This is a genomic window from Bacillus sp. SN1 (assembly GCF_002796895.1).
Taxonomy (GTDB): domain Bacteria; phylum Bacillota; class Bacilli; order Bacillales; family Bacillaceae; genus Bacillus; species Bacillus inaquosorum.
This window is the reverse complement of the sequence record NZ_PHIE01000005.1, coordinates 197,331-219,151: the sequence shown is the minus strand read 5'-3', so window position 1 is coordinate 219,151 and position 21,821 is coordinate 197,331. Positions and strand designations below refer to the sequence as shown.

The window sequence follows — 21,821 nt, the reverse complement described above, 5'->3', positions numbered from 1 at the left end:
TCTAGTCCGCCGCCAAATAATATTTTCTCTCCGGCCTGCCGATAATCCCGTATTCAAGCTCGGCTCTTGCTTCTTCCTTTGCCACAAGGTACTCGGCATAGCGGCGTGCGGTCGTTCGTGACGCCCCCATTTTTTCCCCAAGCTCTTCTGCTGTCAATCCTTCTGCTGCATTCCGAAGCGTTTCTTTAATTTTTCGCAGTGTTATCGAATTAATGCCTGTCGGCAAATTATCTGCCAGCAAAGATGTCTTCACCCCGTTCCCGAAAATATGATCAATCATGGATTGGCTGACCTCCGGCTGAGACAAAAGCAGCTTCCTTTTTTCTTTATACTGAAGCAGCACTTGTCTGAACTTGTCAGCCGTTACGGGTTTGATCAAATAGTGGGCAATCCCTGCCCTGAGCGCTTCCTGTAAATGACGCGTTTCTGTTGCCGCTGTGATGATCATAATGTCCACTTCAGGAAATCGGCTTCGTATCTCAGGAATCAATGTGGTCCCAAGCTCGTCCGGCATATAAATATCGAGCAGAAGCAAATCAGCCTTTTGTTCCTCCAAAAGCGCCATTGTCTCTTTGGCATTGGCCGCTTTTCCGATAATCTTGAATCCATCAAGCTGTTCAATCAATCTCTCATGGATTTGCGCAACCCGAAAATCATCCTCCGCAATCGCGATGTGAATCAAATGGATTCCCCCTTTGTTTCTCCTTCGGTATAAATACAGTGAATACCGCACCGCCACTTTTTTGGTTCGCCAGTTCGATCCAGCCGCCCAGTTCATGCACTGAGTCTTTGACATTAGCCAGACCGTAGCCTCTCTTCATCCCCTTTGAAGAATAGCCTCTTTGAAACACAGCTTCCGTCTTATCGGGCGGTACACCGGGCCCTGTGTCTGATACTTCGATGACAATATCATGGCCCATATCCGTGATGAAAAACAAAACCTCCTTCACGCTTTGCTCTGCTACCGCTTCGAAAGCGTTATCAATTAAGTTGCCAATAATCGTAATGAGATGGGACAAGCCAATATGTGCAGGAAGAGGCGCGAGCGAGCTGTTCTCATCAATAGACAGCTTGACCTTTTTTTCCGATGCCTTGCTTATTTTTCCCAGCAAAATCGCCTGCACCTGCTGCGAATGGATGTTTTGGAATAAAATATCATGCTGTTCATTTTGTATCGCGTATTCTTCTTTAATCAGCTCAATGGCTTCATCATACTCACCGAGCTCAAGCAGCCCTAAGATCGCGTACAGCTTATTTGAGAATTCATGGGTCTGCGCCCTGAGATCCTCAGAATATTTGCGAACCTCTGTCAGTGTGTCGATCAGCTTTTTCAGCTCTGTTTTCTCCCGGAAGCTGACGACAATCCCATACGCCTGCCCGCCTTGAGTCATCACTTTCGTATTGATAATAAAAACTTGATCATTGACACTTACCTCCTGGTTCGGCAGCATGTCTCCTTGTTCAAGCACAGACTTCAGCCCGGCTCCCGGCATGACGTCCTCAATAGAAAGATGGATCACAGGCTCGGGAAGCTTCAGCATCTCGGCCGCCGACACATTCATCATTGTGACGACGCCTTCACGATTGGTGGCAATGATTCCTTCTCTAATCGCAAAAAGCATTGCATTCCTTTCCCGATAAAGAGCCGCGATCTCATGCGGCTCAAGGCCAAGCGTATCCTTCCTGATGCTTTTTGCCAGCGCGGCGGCACCGGCAAATCCGAGCAGCAGCACAAGCACAGCGATCACACTCAAGTTTCTCAAATGCTTTTTGATGCCTTGCTCGGTCTCCGTTTGCAGAAAATCAACAGACACGCTGCCGATCACTTGGCTGTATCCCTTCTGCTCTTTAATGATCGGCGCGCTCCCTCTGATGACTCTTCGTCCATCTGCTTTTGTTTCAGAAACATGCGAGCCGCCAAACAACATTTCTCTGCTGCGCTCCAGCTTCTTTTGACCGCTTTTTTCCGAGGCGCTCCGAATGTCTCCTTTTTCGTCCAACACATAAATGGCATACGCGCCAGTCTGTTCTTTCATTTGTTCAATGACCTCTTGCATCTCAGCCGCATGCCCGCCTTTTCTCTCAATGAGCTCTTTAGCCGGCGGCATATAGGAAATGGTTCTCGCCGTCTGAACCGCAAGCTGCTCAGCCTGTCTCCGTTCTTCCTGTGTATGCTGAACGGCTAACGTAACGGTCAGCACACCAATGACAAAAACCAGCAGAGCCGCAATCAGCCCCATTATTTTTGTTTGCAGGGAAAAATGGACCCGCTTTTTCACCACAGCACCAGCCGTCCTTTCTACCTAGATCATATCATTTTTTATAGGGAATTTTCTTATTTTTCAAAATCCATTTCTTATGAGGGGTAAAAAAGAGGAAATTAGATTCGTTACATGAAGTGAAAATAAAAAAAGGCAGACCGCGTCTGCCTTTTTCTTTCTACCATATTCCTAGTACTTTCCACCATAATCCGCCGATCCCAAGCCATACGATAATATGAACAATCGACAGGATAAATCCGATGGACCACCATTTACCTTGCGGAATGTAGCCTGCTCCGAAGAAGACTGGAGCCGCTCCAGAACCGTAGTGAGTCGTTGACCCGAACAGGTTGCTGATGAATGCGAGGCTCAGCGCTGCTAAAAGCGGCGGTGCGCCCGCTGCAACGACCACAGCCAAAAATGCTGAATACATCGCACTGATGTGGGCTGTCGCACTTGCAAAGAAATAGTGAGAGTAATAATACACAACAATTAAAATGATGAATGCCACAATCCAAGAGAACCCTGATACGGATGATTTCATGGCATTGCTGAACCAAGACACCATGCCTAACTCATTCAGGAAGTTGGCCAGCATGACAAGCGCCGCAAACCAAGTGAGCGTATCCCAAGCGCCCTGTTCTTTTTTGACATCATCCCAAGTCAGAACCTGTGATAATAAGAGAACGGCCAAACCGATCAATGCGGTTGTGGTTGCGTCGATGTTGAAGCTGCCGCCAAAAATCCAAAGCACAAGCACCAAAAGAAAGACAATAACCATGGAAAGCTCTGATTTTTTGAATGGTCCCATTTCTTTCAGTTTTTCTGTTGCGATTTTCGCCGCATCTGGTGTTTCTTTGATTTCCGGCGGATACAGCTTGTAAATTACAAGCGGTGTGATGATTAAGCTTACAAGTCCCGGTACAATCGCGGCAATTGCCCAGCTTGTCCATGTTAAGTCCACCCCTGCGACATCATGGGCCAGCTTGGCAATCAGCGGGTTTGCCGCCATCGCCGTTAAGAACATAGCAGATGTGATCAGATTCCCCTGAAAACCGGTTTTCAATAAGAATGCGCCGATTTTTCGCTCTGTTCCATTTGCCGGGCTTGATCCGAATGTTTCGGATAATGATCTGATAATAGGAAATATAATGCCTCCTGCACGCGCCGTATTACTTGGAATAGCAGGTGAAAGTATTAAATCACTGAACAGCAGTGAATAAGAAAGTCCAAGGGTTTTTTTCCCGAATTTCTGAACGAATACATACGAAATTCTCGCACCGAGCCCGGTTTTGATAAATCCCCGGGAAATAAAGAATGCGATCACGATAAGCCAAATGGTCTTATTCCCGAATCCGCTTAGTGTATCCTCAATTGATAGTGTTCCAGTTAGTGCAGTAACCGCCAATGCAAAAATTGCAATTGCACCCATTGGCAAGGGCTTGGAGATAAAGCCGATAATTGTCGCGACAAAGATCGCAAACAAATGCCAAGCTTTAGGTTCAAGTCCGGACGGAGCGGGAATAAACCAGATGATTAGTCCCACAGCGACAGTAATAAGCAATGGTACAAGCTTTACTGCTGACTGTTTTCCTGCGTCTTTTTCTGAAGCCATAAATAGGTCTCCTCCTATATACTTGTTTTCCGATCCCCTTTCCCATTCTACTCCTTAACTAAGTTAATAAACAATTTAATTAATTAAAAAACACAAAGGTGAGCAGCCCTTTGTGTTTTTTCATTTCTTAATTTAGTTTACCCGCACCCGCTTGAGATATAACATTCGTTTTCACATTCGCTGAAGCATCGATTGTGCCGTGCAGAGACGGTGTCCAGCCGACAGAAGAGCTCAGCCCGTTTGCAGCCGATGCGTTGATTTGCGTGCCATTCAGCAAGGTGCCTGAGTCATATAAAGCTGTTCCCCCGCTGAATACGCTGATTGTTTTAGCAGCTGACAGTCCAGGTACGTCAATAACATTGTTTTGAGCATAAATTTTAGATGACTTTCCGATTCCCCACGCATAGCTGAAGGCATAACCTGAGGAGCTTGTGCTGCCTTCATAATAGTTGTTGTATACGTGCACTTGTCCAAAGCGAACTCTCGGTGCACGCTGGACGATATTTTTGTAGTGGTTATGGTGAAGCGTAATTTTCAATTTGCCATCATCAGATGTTTTGCTGTCGCTTGATCCGAAAATGGAGCTTTTATCATGATCGTGATAATAGTTGTAAGACATCGTGATATAGTTAGCACCGTTAGAAGCATCAGTTTGTCCGTCATGGTGCTGATATTCTCTGCCGAAATACTTTGGCGATGTGCTGTCCGGACGTGAGCCGTCATTAAATGTACAATGGTCAATCCATATATGCGTGCCTCCGTTTATCGTGATGTTATCGTATTGTGAGTTCCAGTTTCCTGAGCTTCCGTCAGTTGGATCCCATTGCGGAAAATAATCATAGGCGTCCTGGAATTCGAGATTGCGGATAATGACGTTATCACTCTTGATTTGGAAGTTTCCGCCCACAATTTTGGCATTTGTCCCTGAACCGACGATTGTCGTGTTTGCAGGAATATCCAGCATGACCCGTGCTTTTTGGTTTTTCTGAGAGCGTGCTCTGGCTTCTTCTTGTGTTCCGGAAGGCTCTTTTTTGCCCCATGTGCTTGGATCATAGGCTTTCAAATATTTGTTCAAATCGTACTCTGGATCTTTATAGTCATTTAAACCAAGCGGCTTCAAATTGTCATCCACATTCATGTCAATTGTTCCCTTGATATAAATGATTTTTGGCGTTGTGTTGGTATCCTTGCCTAATGCCGAGACAAGCTGGTTTCTGTTACTGACAGTATACACGTTCGAGGACGATGCTTTTGATCCGCCTGTCGTGCCCGTCGAGTACGCGCCCCAGCCATCATTTGACCCTAATGTCTGATGGCCCAAATCAGCCGCGTTTGCGCCAGCTGGAGTCAACCCTAAGAATAGAGCCGTAGCTAACATCACTTTTTTCATCCACTATGAACCCCCATTTTCTATTTCATGAGACTTTATTCCAATTTCTCACAAAAATATAATAGCAAATTGAGGGACATCCAGAACCGAAAATGTTCCGCTATCTTATTGCGGCGTTCTACAAAACATACACCGCAAAAACCGCAAAAAACCCAAAAGGCCGAAGTTTGCCTTTTGGGTTCTATTCCTGCATTAAGCCCAGGATTTCACTTTTTCATTGTCTGTTACAAAGAGAAGCACTTTCCCTTCATCCAAACGTTTTTCGAATTGAGCGGCTTCATCTTCAGAAAAGCCGATTTCATGAATTTTATTGCGGAGCTCGTCTCCTTTTTTATTAAACACGTTTCCTACCGCATTCTTAAAACCCGTTTCTTTGGCTCCGATCGTGTTGGCGTTCGTGTTGTCTGCCAGCCGTTCCGTTCTGTCATCGTCGTGAGCTAAGACGTATACATCCTCTTTCGCAACACCCATTTGCTGTAATTCTTCTACATCCTTCATGAGCTGTTCGTCGTTTGTATACTCTTTTACAACTGGTTTCATTTCGACATTCCTCCTTCATGATTACTATATTTCTTTCATACCCGGTCGCATATAGATGAAACAGATTCCAGAACATTGAAGCGAAAAACAGGAAGAATGGTAGTAGCCATTTATTTTCCGCCCATGGTAAAGTGATAGGAACAGGTAATATTTTCAGAAAAATCAAAATCAAAGAGAAACCGCTGCACGGAGCAAACGATCATGAATTGCTGTCTTTATCCGTACGAGCAGGAGGTATGTCTAATGCAATACTTTTCACCAGAACAGCAATACAATGCATGGGTTGTGAGTGATTTAGTCAAACAGATTTTCCATCAGCGCGCCGGCTGTTCACCCGGAATTCACGAGCTTGCGGTCTTTGCTGAGGAACATTTTCATATCGATATCGACTTTGTCTTCTCGATTATCATGAATATCGGCGACATTGAATTCGCGCTCGCAGAAGAAATAGAAAAGAAATTGTCCGGGTATCTCGGCGCTCTCCTTCCTTATGTTAATACTGATATGCTTAAAAACTCTAAAGCTAATGCCCAAGCGTTTTTGTCTCGGAGACACGGCGATGCTGTATACCATTTATTTGTGTCTGATGATGCTTTCATGAGAAAGCAGTAAAACCGACGCTTTCTTTACTAAAAAAATATTGACATGATGAGCCATGCTATTATAGTGTTTACATGTGATAATGATTCTCATTACTAAATCTAAAAAAAGGAAGAATGACATGCGCACCTATTCTAACAAGTTGATTGCCATCATGAGTGTTCTATTAATCGCCTGCTTCATTGTATCCGGCTGTTCATCAAGCCAGAATAACAGCGGAAGCAGCGAAAGCAAGTCTAAGGATTCAAGAGTGATCCAGCATGAAGAAGGAAAAACGCCAGTAAGCGGCACACCTAAGCGGGTGGTTGTCCTTGAGCTTTCATTCTTGGATGCTGTCTACAACCTCGGCATTACGCCGGTGGGCATCGCCGATGACAACAAAAAAGATATGATTAAAAAGCTTGTCGGCAGCTCAATTGATTATACATCGGTAGGCACACGCAGCGAACCGAATCTAGAGGTCATCAGTTCCTTAAAGCCTGATATCATCATCGCTGATGCTGAACGCCATAAAAACATTTATAAACAGCTGAAACAAATCGCCCCGACGATTGAATTAAAAAGCCGGGAAGCGACATATGACGAAACGATCGACAGCTTTACAACCATTGCTAAAGCATTAAATAAAGAAGATGAAGGAAAAGAAAAGCTTGCAGAGCACAACAAAGTGATCAACGATCTAAAAGCGGAGCTTCCGAAAGATGAAAACCGCAACATCGTTCTTGGGGTTGCTAGAGCAGATTCATTCCAGCTTCATACGTCATCATCTTATGACGGAGAAATCTTTAAAATGCTCGGCTTTACGCACGCAGTGAAATCAAATGAAGCCTATCAAGAGGTCAGCCTTGAGCAATTGAGCAAAATCGATCCAGATATTTTGTTCATCTCAGCCAACGAAGGCAAGACAATTGTAGACGAGTGGAAAACGAACCCGCTCTGGAAAAATCTCAAAGCGGTGAAAAACGGACAAGTCTATGATGCAGACCGTGACACTTGGACAAGATTCAGAGGGATCAAGTCTAGTGAAACAAGCGCCAAAGACGTCCTCAAAAAAGTGTATAATAAGTAAGACTATGAGAAGCGAGGGGAAATCCTTGCTTCTTCGTTTTTGCAATCAGACGCAGTAAGGAAGTGAGACTGTTGTATCATTCAGCCAAACGGCGCTTATCATCGAGACTGATGATATTTATCATCGCACTGATCATTTTTATATTCGGGCTTGGGCTGAATCTATCAGTAGGAGCCTCAGACATCGGCATCATAGATTCATTGAAATATCTTTTTGTATGGGACGGTTCAAAGGAACAGCTCATCATCTCTACTCTTCGCCTTCCCCGCACATTAATCGGCGTTTTCGTCGGTGCCAGCCTTGCCGTAGCAGGGGCGCTGATGCAGGCCATGACTAGAAACCCTCTGGCTTCACCTCAAATTTTCGGTGTGAATGCGGGCGCATCGCTGTTTGTCGTTGCTTCTCTCGTCATTCTGCCGGCATCGCCCTATTCTTCCGTTGTATTCGCTTTTGCGGGTGCGGCAGCAGGCGGCGCGATTGTGTATATGATTGCCTCATCAGGCGGAATGACACCAGTCAAGCTGGCGCTATCGGGAATGGCGGTGCATTTGTTCCTCTCCTCCATGACACAGGCCGTCATTATTTTAAATGAGTCGGGAGAAGATGTTCTGTACTGGATGACAGGCGCGATTGACGGAAGCAATTGGCAAGACGTCATGACCATCGCTCCGTTTTCTGTCATCGGCATCGGGCTTGCCCTCGTGTTTTCCGGTTCTGTTTCTGTCCTTGGTCTTGGGGACGAGACAGCAAAAGGGCTTGGGCAAAACATGAACGGCATCCGGATTCTGATCAGCTTTATCATTTTAATTCTTTCCGGCGCTTCCGTAGCCGTCGCCGGGCCGATCGGCTTTGTCGGACTGCTCATTCCGCATATTGTCCGCAAGCTGATCGGAGAACATTATCAATATGTGCTTCCGTTTTCAGCGCTGTTCGGTGCCATTTTGCTGGTGTACGCAGATGTTCTGGCCAGATGGATTGCGTTTCCTTATGAATCACCGGTCGGCATTGTCACCGCGATTATCGGAACACCGTTTTTCTTATATTTGGCAAGGAAAGGGCGAAATCTGAAATGAAGAAAACAACCAGAAAACAAAAACGCCCCTTGCTGGCGATACTCATATTGGCCGTGCTTCTGATCGTTCTGTCCGTCATCAGCATCGGCTTCGGTGCATTATACATTTCACCGGATGCGGTAGTGACAAATTTGCTGGGACTGGATCATTCCTTTGAATTCATCATCCAGCAATACCGCCTTCCCCGGATTATACTAGCGATTTTGGCCGGTGCCGGGCTTGCCGCGGCCGGAGCGATTTTGCAGGGTGTCATCCGCAATCCGCTCGCTTCCCCGGACGTTGTTGGCATTTCAAAAGGGTCCGGACTTGCGGCCATGGCTGTGATTCTGATCTTTCCTAAATCGCCGGTGTACGTGCTTCCGTTCTCTGCATTTGCCGGAGCCGCTATTATTGCTGTACTATTATTAATGATAGCCCGCAAAAAAAGCATTCAGCCCTCTTCATTGGCTCTATCAGGCATCGCCTTAGGCGCGGTCTGCCACGCCGGGATGCAATATATGATGGTCAAGTTTCCGGGCGACGTGAATGCTGCACTCATTTGGCTGACAGGCAGCCTCTGGGGAAGAAACTGGGAAGAAGTCAAGCTGCTAGCGCCATGGCTTTTGATTCTTTTGCCGATCGTCTGCATTCTCATACCGAAGCTGGATCTAATGTCACTCGGCGATGAGCTTGCGCAGGGTCTCGGCGAAAACGCAAACCGGCTGAGATTCATCCTGATTTTCACTGCGGTTGGGCTGGCGGGAAGCTGTGTAGCCGTCGTCGGCTCAATCGGTTTTATCGGCTTGCTTGCTCCGCATATCGCCAGACGGCTTACCGGAGAAAAAGCTAAATATTTACTGCCTGCATCGGCATTGATTGGTGCTATTATATTATTAATTGCAGATACGTTAGGGCGCGGCATCATGCCCCCGGTTGAAATACCGGCCGGAATATTGACAGCCGTGATCGGCGCGCCTTATTTCTTATATTTATTGAAATTCGAAGCGAGGAAACAGTAGGGAGAGGATACCATGGGAAAACTGGCTGCAGACCAGCTCACTCTTTCATATGACAGCACAGTGATTATTGACGGAGTCGATTTAAAGATAGAAGAGGGAAAAATCACTGCACTCATCGGCGCCAATGGCTGCGGGAAATCAACAATCCTCAAATCACTCGCCAGGCTGATGGCGCCAAAAAGCGGTACGGTACTATTAGAAGGAAAAGATATCCACCGCCAGCCGTCAAAAGAAGTCGCAAAAAAACTGGCCATTCTTCCTCAATCTCCTCAGGCCCCTGAAGGATTGACGGTAGAGGAATTATGCTATTTCGGCAGACATCCTCACAAAAAACTGTTATCCAAGCATACCCAAGAGGATCACGATATGGTAGAGTGGGCGCTGGAAGCAACGGGAATGATAGAGCTGAAGGAACGGACACTGGATGCTCTCTCAGGCGGCCAAAGACAAAGAGCATGGATTTCCATGGCGCTTGCTCAAGGAACTGATTTGCTTTTGCTTGATGAACCGACCACGTATTTAGACATTTCACACCAGATTGAAGTGCTTGAGCTGCTGAAAAAGCTGAACCGCGATCATGGCCGCACCGTTGTCATGGTGCTCCATGATTTAAACCAGGCCGCTCAATATGCCGACTATCTGATCAGTGTGCTGGACGGAAAAATATACAATGCCGGAACACCGGAAGATGTGTTTACCCAGCCATTTTTCCGTGAAGTCTTCGGCCTGGAATGCTGCATCATGAGAAGCCCGATCGACCAGAAGCCAATGTGCCTGCCGACGGGACTGTGCCCGAAATTACGGGCGTGATAAAAAGGAGAGGAACCCCCTCTCCTTTTTTGTATGCCGGCTTACCTTTTGTATTTCTCCTCCTCTCCATGTTACAGTGGTGTCAATCAAGTGATAGGAGGATGAAAATGACAGCATCTCAGCAGCAAATTCAATTAGCAAGACGCCCGCAAGGTGTTCCCATTCATGAAGATTTTCGCTTTGAAACCATTCCGGTCCCCGAGCCGAAGCAAGGGGAAGTGCTTGTCAAAACGCTTTATGTATCAGTTGACCCTTATATGCGCGGCCGTATGCAGGATACGAAGTCATATGTTGAGCCGTTCGCCTTGAATGAAGCGCTCTCTGGCGGGGTCATCGCTGAAGTCGTATCAGACGGCGATCATCTGAAAAAAGGCGATATCGTCATCGGAAACCTCAGCTGGCAGGAATTTTCCGCTGTGAGCGAGTCAGCCTTGCGAAAAATTGATACAAGCCTCGCTCCCGCTTCGGCCTATCTCGGCATTTTGGGAATGACCGGCTTGACGGCATATTTCGGACTGCTGGACATCGGGCGCCCGAAAGAAGGCGAAACCGTGGTAGTCTCCGGAGCAGCGGGAGCCGTCGGTTCAGCGGTCGGGCAGATTGCCAAAATCAAAGGCGCGCGAGTCGTCGGCGTCGCGGGCTCTGATGAGAAAATCGCGTATTTAAAACAGGAGCTGCAGTTTGATGAAGCCATCAATTACAAAACAGCAGAAGATATCCAAAAAGCGCTAGAAGACGCTTGTCCTGATGGTGTCGATGTGTATTTTGACAATGTCGGCGGGCCGATCTCAGATGCGGTCATGAACCTGCTCAATGAATTTGCCCGCATTCCGGTGTGCGGCGCCATTTCTTCCTATAACGCGGAAAGCGAAGAAGATGATATGGGGCCCCGCGTCCAATCGAAGCTGATCAAAACCAAGTCGCTGATGCAAGGGTTTATCGTAGGCGACTACTCCGATCGCTTTTCTGAGGGGGCAAAACAGCTGGCCGAATGGCTAAAGGATGGAAAGCTCCATTACGAGGAAACCATCACAGAAGGCTTCGAAAACATTCCTGACGCGTTTCTCGGTTTATTTAAAGGCGAAAATAAAGGAAAACAGCTGATCAAAGTCAGTGATCCGAGCTGACATGATAATGAAAACAAGGAGGGCTTTTTGCCCTCCTTTTGTGTTGGTTTGAGGTCAGGTGCGAAGAATTAAAGTGAGAAAGCCATCTTCATCAGGTTCAGTGTCCTCCAAAGTAAATCCGGCTGCTTGAAAGCAAGCCAAACTGATTCGATTGTCTTCTTCAATGCATGCAGCCCATTCCTGCACACCATTAAAATCAGGGTCACTCAGCAGTTTTTGCAATATCCGTTTTCCGTACCCTTGAAGTCGGTACAAAGGATTTACGATCAATCCAATATACGCCAGCTTCTCTCCGAACTCCATAACGACCATCCCTGCCGGAAGCTGCCCGTCATAAGCCATCATGACAGTATCGTCTTCATCTTTATTCACTCGTGCATACCACACATCTAATGGCAGCATCCCATCCATTCTCCGCCTTGTATCCTCATTTTCAAACCATTGTTCAAGGATTTTCAGCTCAGGCTCCTTCAATCTTTGAAATCTATCTATTGAAGCCATCTCCTCACCCCGCACGAACCTTTTTCTATTATTTTACAACAAAAAAGAAGGGCATACCGCCCTCCTTTTTATTTCGTCTTCAATTTTCCGCCTGTATAAACAGCTTCACTCAGCTCTACGCCAAGCTTCTTCGCCATTTTTTTCAGCTTTGATTCTTCCAATTTCGTAACGAGGCTCAGCACGTTGCCTTCTTTTCCGGCTCGGCCTGTTCGGCCTGATCTGTGTACATAGCCGTCTTCGTCAGGAATATCGGCATGAATCACGTACGGTAGGTTTTCGATATCCAAACCGCGTGCAGCAATATCAGTCGCCAATAAGAGCGGGAACTCTCCGTCTTCAAATGCGGCAATCATTTTCGCCCGCTCCATTTTTTTCGCTTCACTGTGCAGAACGCCAAGATTGACATGGTGATACGCCAGCTTTTCCGCATACACACTCAGGTTGCCGATGTCTCTCACAAATACAAGCGCCTGCATGCCTTGAAGCCTTGACAGCTTTTGCAGCAGCTTCACTTTGTCGCGCTGGTCGCAAATCAGATATTGATGCTTTACTTTCCCCGCTTCCGCCTTGCTTCGCTGCACCTTTAACACCTCAGGCTCATGCGCCAATTCGCGGAGCACGTCCTCTGTTTCCTTTTTGAGGGTGGCAGAAAAACATAGAAGCTGCCGGTCTCTTAATGTCGTTTTAATGATTTGCTTCATCGTTTCGCGATGCTCCGGCAGGACAAGCTGATCCGTTTCATCAAGCACGATCGTTTTCACTTCATGCATTTTGAGTTTCTTCGCTTTAATCAGCTCAAATACCCTGCCCGGCGTGCCGACAATGATATGCGGATGTTTTTTCAGCTTTTCAACCTGCTTCTTCACATTCGCCCCGCCGATTAAGGAAGCCGCGCGCAGCTCTGAGCCCGCTTTCCAATCCTGAATCACCTGAAAAATCTGCATCACCAGCTCACGCGACGGCGCCAAAATCACCGCCTGCGGATGCTTCTGATCTGGCTTAATTCGCTCCAAGACCGGCAGCGCATACGCAAGCGTCTTGCCTGTGCCTGTCGGCGATTCCGCGATGACATCCTTTCCATCCATGATCAGCTGTGCTGCCTGCTCCTGAACAGGTGTTGGCTTTTGAAAGCCGGAAGCATTCCAATTCTCTTGTATAAATGATTGTGCATTATGTAAAAATGGCCAAGTTTGCGTCATTTTTGTTCTCCTCAATTCCTGAAATCTACTCCATAGTATCTCAAAACCTCGCCCGGAACGCAATTTTTCTTTTTCTTTCCTATACCTTTCAACATTCCGATTCCTCCTTTATAATCAAAAGGGTGAATAATACACGCCGATTGTGCGTGTTTGATAAACGATAGAGGTGTAAACATGAGTATTTTATCTGTAAAGGATTTAAGCCACGGCTTCGGTGACCGGGCCATTTTTAATAACGTCTCCTTCCGCCTGTTAAAAGGCGAGCACGTCGGGCTGATCGGCGCAAACGGTGAAGGAAAATCAACCTTCATGAATATTATTACCGGAAAGCTTGAACCTGATGAGGGAAAAGTCGAATGGTCAAAAAATGTCCGTGTCGGCTACCTGGATCAGCATACCGTGCTGGAAAAAGGAAAATCCATCCGTGACGTCCTGAAAGACGCATTCCATTATTTATTTGCGATGGAAGAAGAAATGAACGAGATTTACAACAAAATGGGCGAAGCTGATCCCGACGAGCTCGAAAAGCTGCTTGAAGAAGTCGGTGTGATTCAAGACGCGCTGACGAACAATGATTTTTATATCATTGATTCCAAAGTGGAAGAAATTGCTCGCGGCCTCGGCTTGAGCGATATCGGATTAGAGCGTGATGTCACTGATTTGAGCGGCGGACAGCGCACAAAGGTTCTTCTCGCCAAGCTGCTTCTTGAAAAGCCGGAAATTCTGCTTCTCGATGAGCCGACAAACTATCTTGATGAACAGCATATCGAATGGCTGAAACGTTATCTGCAGGAATACGAGAACGCGTTCATCTTGATTTCCCATGATATTCCGTTCTTAAACAGCGTCATCAACCTGATTTATCACGTTGAAAATCAAGAGCTGACACGCTATGTCGGCGACTACCATCAGTTTATGGAAGTCTACGAGGTGAAGAAACAGCAGCTTGAAGCGGCGTACAAAAAGCAGCAGCAGGAAGTCGCAGAGCTGAAGGATTTCGTTGCCCGCAACAAAGCCCGCGTCAGCACAAGAAACATGGCGATGTCCCGCCAAAAGAAACTCGATAAGATGGATATGATTGAGCTGGCGGCAGAAAAGCCAAAACCGGAATTCCACTTCAAGCCGGCGAGAACGTCAGGCAAGCTGATTTTTGAAACGAAGGATCTGGTGATCGGTTACGATTCCCCGCTGTCACGTCCGCTGAACCTCCGCATGGAGCGCGGCCAAAAAATCGCCCTTTACGGCGCGAACGGGATCGGAAAAACGACATTGCTGAAAAGCCTGCTTGGCGAAATCCAGCCGCTTGAAGGCTCGGTTGAACGCGGCGAGCATCTCTTTACCGGCTATTTTGAGCAAGAGGTCAAGGAAACAAACGACAATACGTGCATCGAAGAGGTATGGAGCGAATTCCCTTCTTATACGCAGTATGAAATCCGTGCCGCTCTCGCAAAATGCGGACTGACGACAAAGCATATCGAAAGCCGCGTCTCCGTATTAAGCGGGGGCGAAAAAGCGAAAGTCAGATTGTGCAAGCTGATCAATTCGGAAACAAACCTGCTGGTGCTCGATGAGCCGACAAACCACTTGGATGTCGATGCGAAGGAAGAGCTTAAGCGCGCCCTCAAAGAATACAAAGGTTCCATTCTGCTCATTTCTCATGAGCCAGATTTTTATATGGATATCGCGACAGAAACGTGGAACTGCGAGTCTTGGACGACGAAAGTGCTTTAATTTTTAAAAAAACCCGCCTGCTGAAGGGCGGGTTTTTTACTGCCATTTTTTCTGAACGATTCTCAAAAGCTCTCTGTCTTTTAAAATGACCTGCAATGGATATGGTAGTAATGAGAAGGTTGTATGATAAAAAAGACACTGCATCTGCGCAGTGTCTTTCGTTATTAATGTCCCGCCTTAATTCCGGCAAGATGTTTACGTCCCATGAGAAGGACAAGCATGCCGACAAAAACGACGATCCCGCCTACTGTATACGGTGTGCTTGCTGTGAAGTGCTCTGACAGCATCCCCGCAATCCACGGAGCGAGCGCACCGCCGATGAAGCGGACTGAGCTGTAGGCTGAAGACGCGATTGAACGTTCAACCGGCGCAGAACCCATCACAGCGGTTGTCATGATCGTATTCACCATACCGAGGACAGCACCAGCGACAACGATACATGTAATAATCAATGTCTGATGGTCTGTCCAGAGCCCCATGATCATGAGAATAACTGCAAAGGCGATAAAGAGAACGACCAAGGAACGCACTGTGCCCATCGCTTTGTGCACCAGCGGCGCCGTAAAGACTGACGTAATCGCCAGCAGAAGGCCCCAGCCGAAGAAGACATATCCAAGACCATGTTCATCTAAATCCAGAACGAACGGAGAATAAGCAAGCAAAATAAAAAATCCAAAGTTGTATAAGAATGCAGATACCGCCATCGTCAGCAGACCTTTATATTTGAGCGCCTTCATGGCATCAAACACACCGACGCGTTTCGCCGGTTTCGGCAATTTCGGTAGCATGAAAGAAATCGCGATTAACGCAATAAACATCAGGACAGATACCCCAAAAAACGGTGCGCGCCATGAAATGCTTCCAAGCTCTCCGCCTGCAAGCGGCCCGACAGAAATCCCGAGACCGAGTGCAGCCTCATACAAAATAATCGCTTGGGCGCTGCCCCCGACTGACACGCCGACGATGACCGCAAGCGCTGTTGAAATAAACAAAGCATTACCTAATCCCCAGCCGCCGCGGTAGCCGACTAGCTGAGCAATTGAACTTGAACTGCCGCCAAGCCCCGCAAACACAATAATAAAAATAAGTCCGAGAATTAACGTCCATTTCGCGCCGATACGGCTGGAAATGGCGCCTGAGAAAAACATCATAAATCCGGTTACAAGCAAATAACTTGTAAACAAGAGTGATACTTCACTAGGTGAAGCATGTAATTGTGCGGCAATTGCCGGAAGAATTGGATCGACCAGCCCGATTCCCATAAAGGAAATCACACAGGCAAACGCGACAGCCCATACAGCTTTCGGCTGACTGAGCAAGCCCGTTTTCTGATTCACTTGTTTTGTCTTATCCATTTGACCTGACCTCCATCTTTATTCCATTAAAAGAAACGCTACAAAAATAGCGTTTGGCAAACTTTTCATTCAATTGATTGAATAGCACGTTCCGCTTTATCTTTCATGCCTTGCAGGCGTTCTTTAAAGCTTTCGAATGTGCGGATTTTCTCATCAATCAAATCCAGCTGGTGATTCAGTGTTTCCTGAATTTCCTCCAGTTTTTCTTTCCGTTCCTTAGGATCCAGTGACAACAAATACCCCTCTTTGTTTAACTCTAGCTGGCGGCTGGTTTCCATGAAATGCTGAAGCTCCTGAAGGGAAAAACCGAGCACTTCTTTTGTGCTGATGACTTTCTCAAGCTCCTCCATATCATCCTCTGAATAAAGCCTTACGCCGCCGTCTGTCCGTTTCGGCGCCAGAATCAAACCGATTTCTTCATAAAACCGGATGGTCCGCTTTGTCAGCCCGCTTCTTTTGGCTACTTGATCAATCTTCATCCATTCCAAGGTAAATCCCCCTTCGCCGTTTCTGTTCCCATTATACACCTTTTGAACCTTAACGTAAACGTAAAGTTTTGAAAATCAATAAAAAAAACGAGTGCATAAAGCCCCCGTCTTTCACTGTCCTGTTTAAGCCAAACTTCCTGTCACTGACAGAGTCTGCTTTTGAAGGCTATCAGAAAGCAATTGATACGCAATGACTTTCTTCTTGTACTGCTTGACGACATCAATATGGTCGTCGTAGCGGTACACAAACAGCTTCACATCATTTTTGCCTTTTTTCGTATCTATCACCAGCGGCGTACCGCCGTTTTCCGGATATAAATAACGCTCTTCGTCACCTGGGTAAATATAATACTTCTCCAGGAAGACAGCTTCGTTAAATTGGTCAATCACTTTCTGCTTCTCTTCCCCCTCAAGACGTTTTCCATCTAGAGAGAGAACGGCATTTTCGTCACTCAGCTTGGCGTGCACCTCAAATTTGCTGAGCAGCCATTCCATGACGCCTGTTGGAAGACAGGTTAATACGATTTTCACCAGACTCATGAGGATTAACATCACGATAGTCCATGTCATACTTCATCATCTCCATTAGTTTTCCATGTGCCGCTGACACACAATTCCATCCTATCATAAGCAGGGTGTTTCGTTTTTGTACATTATGTGAAAAAAAGTGCGGCCTGCTGCGGGCCGCGCTTTTCTAACTTTCAAGTTCTTCAATCATAAGGGACAATTCTGTCCAACGGTCCATAGCCGCCTCAAGCTCTTCCGCCGTTTTCGCCTGCTCGGCCATCAGCTCTTGGATTTTTCCGAAATCGCTGCCTGCTGCGGCGATGTCAGCTTCAAGCTGCTCATGCTTTTCTTCCAGCTGGGCAATTTTATCTTCGATGCCGTCCCATTCAAGCTGATCTTTGTAGGAAAGCTTTTTCCGTTTTTTCTTCGGCTCAGCTTCGGGCTGTTTTGCTTCAGCAGCCGGTTTTTCAGCTGTTTTTTTCGCTTTTGATTCCTCCATGTAATCACTGTAGGAGCCTTGGAAGCGGGAAATGACGCCATTTCCTTCAAACACAATCAAACGGTCTACGACACGGTCAAGGAAGTAGCGGTCATGGGATACGGTGATGACGACGCCAGGGAACTGGTCGATATAATCCTCCAGGACGCTTAATGTTTCAGTATCCAAATCGTTCGTCGGCTCATCGAGAAACAGAACATTCGGCTCCTGCATGAGAACCTGAAGCAAGTATAAACGGCGTTTTTCTCCTCCTGACAGCTTGCGGATATATGTCTGCTGCATCGAACGCGGGAAGAGGAAACGCTCCAGCATTTGTTCAGCTGTAATGATATCGCCATCCGCTGTTTTTACGACCTCCGCCGTTTCTTTTATATATTCAATGACCTTTAACTCGCCATTCATTTCACTATGATCTTGGGTATAGTAACCGATTCTGACGGTCTGGCCGATCGCAATATGGCCGCCGTCTGGAGTATGACGGCCGGCAAGGGCGTTTAACAGCGTTGTTTTTCCGATGCCGTTTGGCCCGATGATCCCAATCCGTTCACCCGGTATGACCAGCTCATTAAAGCGGTCGACAAGTATGCGGCCGTCATAAGCGATCATCACGTTCTCCGCTTCAATGACCTGTTTGCCAAGACGGTGGGAGCCAATCGCAAAGTCGAGTGAGCCCGATGACTGAGGGCCTTTCTGTTCCTTAAGCGTCTCCACTCGGTCAATTCTCGCCTTTTGTTTTGTGGAACGGGCTTTCGCTCCCCGTCTGAGCCAAGCCAGTTCGCGGCGCAGCAGGTTTTGCCGCTTCGTTTCCTTTTGCTCAGCCTGCGCTTCCCGTTCCGCGCGTTTTTCTAAAAACACTTCATAGTTGCCTTTGTACGTGTAGAGGCTGCCTCGTTCGAGCTCATAAATGCGGTTCGTGACACGATTTAAGAAATACCTGTCGTGCGTCACCAGCATGACGGCGCCGGGATATTGGCTTAAATATCCTTCAAGCCACTCAATCGTTTCATTATCCAAATGGTTCGTCGGCTCGTCTAAAATCAGCAGATCAGCCGGCTGAATTAAGTTTTTGGCAATGGCCACCCGTTTTTTCTGACCGCCTGAGAGCTCGTTGACTGGCTTTGTTACGTCGTTGACGCCAAGCTTAGACAATACGGTTTTTGCCAAGGTGTTCGCATCCCACGCATTGTTTGCGTCCATTTTCGCCTGCGCCGCCAACAGGTGCTTCTGACGCTGTTCATTTTCAGGGTCTTCCCCCAGTTCATACAGCGCTTTTTCATATTCACGCAAGGTTTTCATCACAGCCGATTCACCGGAATAGATATGCTCCAGCACAGTTTGCCCCGCAGGCAGCTCGGGGTCTTGATGAAGAAATTCAACGTGCACGCTGCCTGATTTCGTGATGTCTCCCTCTTCGATAGATTCCAAGCCGGCAATCACTTTCAGCAGCGTGGATTTTCCTGTTCCGTTCGGCCCGATTAATCCGATTCTCTCATTCTCTTCAATATGAAAGGAGATGTGGTCAAATAATGTTTTATCTCCGTATGTTTTATATAGATTTTCCGCTTTTAGTATGCTCATGGTTCCTATCAATCCTCACGTAAGTTCATGTGTACATTTTAAATCAGCCGTTGGAATAAAACTAGTAAAACGTCAGACAAAGTTCATGGAAATACAGGATAGAAAAAAGACCGGGGACGTTCGTCCCCGGTCTTTTATTCTTCCTCAAGCGCTTTTTCAGCCATTTTTGCGAGATGCTGTGCGCTTCCTGAAATCTCCTGCATCGTGGCGGAAATTTGTTCAACGGCAGCGGCTTGTCCGTCTGTATGCTGATTAATCGACTCGATTGATTCCTCCAGACCTTTCAGCAGGCTGTGGATTTTTTTCGTGATCTGGTCAATCTGGCCGACATTTTCTTTCGAATGCGTTGCTAGCTTTCTGATCTCATCTGCAACGACAGAGAAGCCTTTTCCAGACTCCCCTGCTCTCGCCGCTTCGATCGCGGCGTTCAGGCCGAGCAGGTTGCTTTGATCAGAGATGCCTTTCACGGTTACTGAAATATCGGCGATTTCACCGGCGCTTTCGCTTACCTTTTTCGCCTGAGAGGAAATGCCCGACATTTGAGTTGAAAACCCGTTGATTGAATCAGAAATATCGGAAATGGCTGCGGCCGTTTGTTCAACAACAGCTGATAAGCTTTCCGCCACATCATGAAGCTTAGACGACTCCTCAAGACTCGTTCCGAGGCCGACGCCCCCTATCACTCTTCCATTCTCGTCGTGGAGCGGGATGGCGCGTGCAATCAATGGGAAGCCGAACAATTCTTTCGGAACCATGCTCGTCTTCTTCTGATTGGTGCGGATGGCGTCTGTAATAATATCCCCTTCCTGCAGCGGATCGCCGGCTTTTACGTTGAGAGAAAAGGTTTTGGCAGGTATATTCACAAGCAGTTTTTCCGTATCGTAAATGCCGATTGTAATATCATCCTGAACCAGGCTGTTTAAATAAGGGGCTACTTTGACAAACGCGTCCAGAAGGTCTGCGGTTTCTTTTTCCGTTCTTATGCTCAATTCCATTCACTCCTATTCATTAATAAGGGAAGCTGCGTTTTTCGTGCTGGACCGAAATCCATTTCAATGTCGTAAATTCTTCAAGGCTCCACTCGCCGTTCAAACGGCCGAGACCGGATTGTTTTTCACCGCCGAAGGCCACATTCGGTTCATCGTTGATTGTCGTGTCATTGACGTGAATCATGCCTGTTTCAATGCGCTTCGCAAAAGCCACGCCGCGCTCAAGATTTGACGTATGTACGGCACCGCTCAAGCCAAACGGGGTTTCGTTTGCGATATCGACCGCTTCGTCTTCTGAATCAAACTTCATAAAGGATACGACAGGTCCGAACAGCTCTTCCTTGGCAATGCTCATGAACGGTTTCACATCTTTTAAGATCGTCGGTTCCACGATCGTTCCGTTAAATCCGCCAAGCTTCACTGGAACAGCGCCTTCTTCAATTGCTTTCTCAACAGATCTCATCAGCCCGTCAGTCTGTCTGCTGTTGATTAGAGGTCCGATAATCGTATCAGGGTCCATCGGGTCACCGACTTTCAGCGATTCCACTTTTGCCTGATACAGTTCAAGGAACTTATCATAAATTGATGAGTGAACAAGTACGCGGTTCGCTGACATACAAATCTGTCCTTGGTGTGTAAATCGGCTGAACACTGCCGCATTAACCGCATATTCGATATCCGCATCTTCAAGCACGATAAAGGCGCTGTTTCCGCCGAGTTCAAGAAGCGGCTTTTTAAAATGTTTCATCGCGAGCTGGCCGATGTAGCTGCCGACTTTCGTAGAACCTGTAAATGAGATGATCCGCGGCACCGGGTGTTCGACGAAGCTGTCTCCGATTTCTGCAATGTCTGTAACAACAACATTCAGCAGCCCCTCTGGAATTCCCGCGTTCTCAAAAATTTTCGCAATCAGCGTACCGCCGCAAATCGGTGTTTCCTCATGCGGCTTTAACACGACGCCATTGCCGGCTCCAAGTGCGGGCGCCACTGATTTCATAGATAAAAAGAATGGAAAGTTAAATGGACTGATGACACCGACAACGCCTGCCGGCACGCGATATAATCTGTTTTCCTTGCCGTCTATTGTTGACGGAAGAATTTTTCCTTCCATGCGGACAGGGAACGTCGCCGCTTCTTTCATGATGTTTTTAACCAGCCCGATTTCAAAGGCCGCTTTGAGCCTTGTTCCGCCGAGCTCTTCCATAATCAAATAAATGATGGCTTCTTCGTTCTCTTCAATATACGTGACAGCTTTTTCTAAGATGGTTCTTTTCTCGAACGGATTGACCGCATCCCATTTTTTCTTTGCCAGCGCCGCTGCTCGATACGCTTCATCTACATCATCAGCAGTCGCTTTTTGGAAGGTTGTAAATGTTTTTTGAGTATAAGGATTTTTGTTTTCCAATACATTCGGGCTGCTGCCTTCCTGCCATTTCCCGCCGATAAACTGTTTATTCAACTCTTCATATTGAAACATGGTCAGCATCTCCT

General features: G+C 47.0%; 19 protein-coding genes and 1 pseudogene. 7 read left to right on the top strand and 13 right to left on the bottom strand.

Annotation, left to right across the window (positions count from 1 at the left end):
- Window position 1: 1 nt before the first annotated feature.
- From citT to CVV77_RS17435, 5 genes are all read right to left on the bottom strand, one after another.
- Window positions 2–682, bottom strand: a complete 681-nt coding sequence (gene citT, locus CVV77_RS17455; RefSeq protein WP_100276051.1) for a two-component response regulator CitT — start codon at window positions 680–682, stop codon at window positions 2–4.
- Window positions 654–2,282 carry a two-component sensor histidine kinase CitS gene (gene yflR, locus CVV77_RS17450; protein ID WP_100276050.1) on the bottom strand — a complete coding sequence of 543 codons (1,629 nt, stop codon included), beginning with the start codon at window positions 2,280–2,282 and terminating at the stop codon, window positions 654–656. The genes citT and yflR overlap by 29 nt, the downstream gene beginning before the upstream one ends.
- 157 nt (window positions 2,283–2,439) lie before the next feature.
- Entirely contained in the window at window positions 2,440–3,876 is a 1,437-nt protein-coding gene (locus CVV77_RS17445) for an anion permease (RefSeq protein WP_019257759.1), read from the bottom strand.
- Window positions 3,877–4,003: 127 nt separating this feature from the next.
- A complete protein-coding gene (locus CVV77_RS17440) occupies window positions 4,004–5,266 on the bottom strand; it encodes a pectate lyase (protein WP_100276049.1) in 1,263 nt (420 codons plus the stop codon).
- Between the two features lie 192 nt (window positions 5,267–5,458).
- A complete protein-coding gene (locus tag CVV77_RS17435; protein ID WP_003239911.1) occupies window positions 5,459–5,806 on the bottom strand; it encodes a YflT domain-containing protein in 348 nt (115 codons plus the stop codon).
- A 243-nt stretch (window positions 5,807–6,049) separates the two neighbouring features.
- Here CVV77_RS17435 and CVV77_RS17430 point away from each other — a divergent pair, with 243 nt between their 5' ends.
- From CVV77_RS17430 to CVV77_RS17405, 6 genes are all read left to right on the top strand, one after another.
- Window positions 6,050–6,418: a YfmB family protein gene (locus CVV77_RS17430; protein ID WP_100276048.1), complete on the top strand. Its 369-nt coding sequence runs from the start codon at window positions 6,050–6,052 to the stop codon at window positions 6,416–6,418.
- A gap of 109 nt (window positions 6,419–6,527) precedes the next feature.
- On the top strand, window positions 6,528–7,475 hold the full coding sequence (gene yfmC, locus CVV77_RS17425; protein ID WP_084990710.1) for a Fe(3+)-citrate ABC transporter substrate-binding protein YfmC: 948 nt from the start codon (window positions 6,528–6,530) through the stop codon (window positions 7,473–7,475).
- 71 nt (window positions 7,476–7,546) lie between these two features.
- On the top strand, window positions 7,547–8,548 hold the full coding sequence (gene fecD / locus CVV77_RS17420; protein ID WP_003239919.1) for a Fe(3+) dicitrate ABC transporter permease FecD: 1,002 nt from the start codon (window positions 7,547–7,549) through the stop codon (window positions 8,546–8,548).
- Window positions 8,545–9,546, top strand: coding sequence for a Fe(3+)-citrate ABC transporter permease YfmE (gene yfmE, locus CVV77_RS17415; RefSeq protein WP_100276047.1), 1,002 nt, complete (start codon window positions 8,545–8,547; stop codon window positions 9,544–9,546). Before fecD ends, yfmE begins: the two co-directional genes overlap by 4 nt.
- A 12-nt stretch (window positions 9,547–9,558) precedes the next feature.
- The gene (gene yfmF, locus CVV77_RS17410; RefSeq protein WP_019257752.1) at window positions 9,559–10,356 is read left to right on the top strand and encodes a Fe(3+)-citrate ABC transporter ATP-binding protein YfmF; all 798 of its coding nucleotides are present in this window, start codon (window positions 9,559–9,561) and stop codon (window positions 10,354–10,356) included.
- 107 nt (window positions 10,357–10,463) lie between these two features.
- Entirely contained in the window at window positions 10,464–11,483 is a 1,020-nt protein-coding gene (locus CVV77_RS17405; RefSeq protein ID WP_100276046.1) for an NADP-dependent oxidoreductase, read from the top strand.
- A 54-nt stretch (window positions 11,484–11,537) separates the two neighbouring features.
- Here CVV77_RS17405 and CVV77_RS17400 read toward each other — a convergent pair whose 3' ends face one another.
- Together CVV77_RS17400 and CVV77_RS17395 are read right to left on the bottom strand one after the other, a co-directional pair.
- The gene (locus tag CVV77_RS17400) at window positions 11,538–11,984 is read right to left on the bottom strand and encodes a GNAT family N-acetyltransferase (RefSeq protein ID WP_100276045.1); all 447 of its coding nucleotides are present in this window, start codon (window positions 11,982–11,984) and stop codon (window positions 11,538–11,540) included.
- Window positions 11,985–12,052: 68 nt separating this feature from the next.
- Window positions 12,053–13,183 (bottom strand): DEAD/DEAH box helicase, encoded by a 1,131-nt coding sequence (locus CVV77_RS17395; RefSeq protein WP_100276044.1) that lies wholly within the window; start codon window positions 13,181–13,183, stop codon window positions 12,053–12,055.
- A 174-nt stretch (window positions 13,184–13,357) separates the two neighbouring features.
- On the opposite strand from CVV77_RS17395, the gene CVV77_RS17390 reads away from it, so the two are divergent.
- On the top strand, window positions 13,358–14,914 hold the full coding sequence (locus tag CVV77_RS17390) for an ABC-F family ATP-binding cassette domain-containing protein (RefSeq protein WP_100276043.1): 1,557 nt from the start codon (window positions 13,358–13,360) through the stop codon (window positions 14,912–14,914).
- Window positions 14,915–15,078: 164 nt separating this feature from the next.
- On the opposite strand, the gene CVV77_RS17385 is transcribed toward CVV77_RS17390, so the two are convergent.
- The 6 genes and pseudogenes from CVV77_RS17385 to yfmT all read right to left on the bottom strand — a co-directional run bounded on the left by CVV77_RS17385 (window position 15,079) and on the right by yfmT (window position 21,807).
- Window positions 15,079–16,269, bottom strand: a complete 1,191-nt coding sequence (locus CVV77_RS17385) for an MFS transporter (protein ID WP_100276042.1) — start codon at window positions 16,267–16,269, stop codon at window positions 15,079–15,081.
- A gap of 65 nt (window positions 16,270–16,334) precedes the next feature.
- Window positions 16,335–16,757, bottom strand: coding sequence for a MerR family transcriptional regulator (locus CVV77_RS17380; RefSeq protein WP_100276041.1), 423 nt, complete (start codon window positions 16,755–16,757; stop codon window positions 16,335–16,337).
- 123 nt (window positions 16,758–16,880) lie between these two features.
- Window positions 16,881–17,327 carry a YfmQ family protein gene (locus tag CVV77_RS17375; protein WP_100276040.1) on the bottom strand — a complete coding sequence of 149 codons (447 nt, stop codon included), beginning with the start codon at window positions 17,325–17,327 and terminating at the stop codon, window positions 16,881–16,883.
- A 124-nt stretch (window positions 17,328–17,451) separates the two neighbouring features.
- On the bottom strand, window positions 17,452–19,341 hold the full coding sequence (locus CVV77_RS17370) for an ABC-F family ATP-binding cassette domain-containing protein (protein ID WP_100276039.1): 1,890 nt from the start codon (window positions 19,339–19,341) through the stop codon (window positions 17,452–17,454).
- Between the two features lie 134 nt (window positions 19,342–19,475).
- Window positions 19,476–19,841 (bottom strand): annotated as a pseudogene (locus CVV77_RS22715) (methyl-accepting chemotaxis protein); the annotation flags it as partial.
- A 508-nt stretch (window positions 19,842–20,349) separates the two neighbouring features.
- Window positions 20,350–21,807: a benzaldehyde dehydrogenase gene (gene yfmT / locus CVV77_RS17360; RefSeq protein WP_003239954.1), complete on the bottom strand. Its 1,458-nt coding sequence runs from the start codon at window positions 21,805–21,807 to the stop codon at window positions 20,350–20,352.
- Window positions 21,808–21,821: the final 14 nt, after the last annotated feature.